The sequence below is a fragment of the Xenorhabdus aichiensis genome, from assembly GCF_028598775.1.
Classification (GTDB): domain Bacteria; phylum Pseudomonadota; class Gammaproteobacteria; order Enterobacterales; family Enterobacteriaceae; genus Xenorhabdus; species Xenorhabdus bovienii.
The window spans coordinates 1-1,410 of record NZ_JAQRFO010000112.1; the positions used below are offsets into that span (position 1 = coordinate 1).

Sequence of the window (1,410 nt, forward strand, 5' to 3'; positions counted from 1 at the left end):
CAGGGGATAAATGGTATGGCGACTATGTATTTTCTATGCGTGATAAACATGGAACGTGGCAGGACTACACGCATGAACAATTTATTGCCAAATGTCCTTATGGTCAGGTCAGTGATCGCCTGTGGGTTCGTGAGACGTTTGCTGTTCTCGGCAACGAAGATGGTTGTCCTATCGACTGGGATAACTTAATCAAAGGTGAGCAACAGGCAGCGAGAATTTATAGGGCCTCATGTTCGCTGGATAATTACGGGCTATGGTCAATTCCTGATCGCGACATGCAATACGAAGGAACCTGGCGGCCATCAATCCACATGCCTCGCTGGGCATCACGTATCACACTGGAAATAACTGATATTCGGGTTGAGCGGTTGCAGGATATCAGTGAAGAAGACGCAAAAGCCGAAGGATGCTGGTATGGGAAAGGTGATAACACTGTTGACCCTGCCGTTATTCCTGAAAATCACTTTCCTACTCTTTGGGCGGCAATCTACAGCGAAGAAAGTTGGAATGCCAACCCGTGGGTTTGGGTAATTGAGTTTCGGAGGTTTAATAATGACAAACAAACGTCGTTTTAATTTGTGGCAATGGATTTGGTTGCAGGTCTGGAATTTATCAGAATGGAGCGGAATAGGTTTAGGCCGTTTTGCTCCGTGGGTATTTCATCAAATGATTGGATGCAATTATCCAGTTAAGAAAATAAAATAATAGGAGACAGAAATGAGCAAAGATGTAATCACAAATGAATATATTACTGAACATTTCAGCGGAACTAATTACGGTCATGAAAACTATCGAGCCATTATTGAACAGGGATGTTTGAAAGTGCTGGCTGGATATCGTAATGGATATACTACAACAACAATTCTAATTGAAATGGGATTAATTACAAAAAAACCACATGAATTAACACAAAGAGGTCGTGAATTTTTATTTCAGTCATTTTCTCGCAACGCACCTAACGGCAGATTAGCAGATAAGTTGGCCGAATATGAAAATATGGAGCCTGTGGCGTGGGTTATGGGCGATGAGGAAATAGATGATTTTAATCGCGGGTATGAGGTTCAGGTAATGCGAGACTGTAGCGATTCTTTTGATTGTATCCCCCTCTACCGCCACCCCAACAAATAGAGAACCCTCATGGATATTATCGACACAGCTAACGATTTAAATGAGCTGAATATATCTCATGCGCTCCAGAACCGACCACCAGCATTAACCAGCATCAACGGGATGTGCCGATGGTGTGAGACGGAGCCAGCAACACACGGTGCATTCTGTAGTCGGGAGTGCGGGGAGGATTATGAGCGGGATAGGCGGAGAAATGGAACAAAAATACAGTCTGATATTGGCTGATCCGCCGTGGCAATATAATAATGCAGCCAGCAACGGAGCAGCCAACAATCACTACAC

The 1,410-nt window shown here is 44.0% G+C and carries 3 protein-coding genes and 1 pseudogene; all 4 read left to right on the forward strand.

The genetic code is table 11. The features are described 5' to 3' along the window. Positions 1 to 575 (forward strand): ASCH domain-containing protein (locus tag PSI22_RS21120; RefSeq protein ID WP_273581442.1); only part of this gene is annotated, 575 nt, incomplete at its 5' end. Further along, positions 553 to 705: a hypothetical protein gene (locus PSI22_RS21125; protein ID WP_273581443.1), complete on the forward strand. Its 153-nt coding sequence runs from the start codon at positions 553 to 555 to the stop codon at positions 703 to 705. The genes PSI22_RS21120 and PSI22_RS21125, both read left to right, overlap by 23 nt. A gap of 12 nt (positions 706 to 717) precedes the next feature. Then, positions 718 to 1,128: a hypothetical protein gene (locus PSI22_RS21130; RefSeq protein ID WP_273581444.1), complete on the forward strand. Its 411-nt coding sequence runs from the start codon at positions 718 to 720 to the stop codon at positions 1,126 to 1,128. Between the two features lie 193 nt (positions 1,129 to 1,321). Further along, positions 1,322 to 1,410: pseudogene (locus PSI22_RS21135) on the forward strand (MT-A70 family methyltransferase); the annotation flags it as partial.

What these genes read in the sequence shown, in the direction of transcription:
- PSI22_RS21130 (WP_273581444.1), top strand. Translation starts at nt 718, where the DNA reads ATGAGCAAAGATGTAATCACAAATGAATATATTACTGAACATTTCAGC.
- PSI22_RS21125 (WP_273581443.1), top strand. Translation starts at nt 553, where the DNA reads ATGACAAACAAACGTCGTTTTAATTTGTGGCAATGGATTTGGTTGCAG.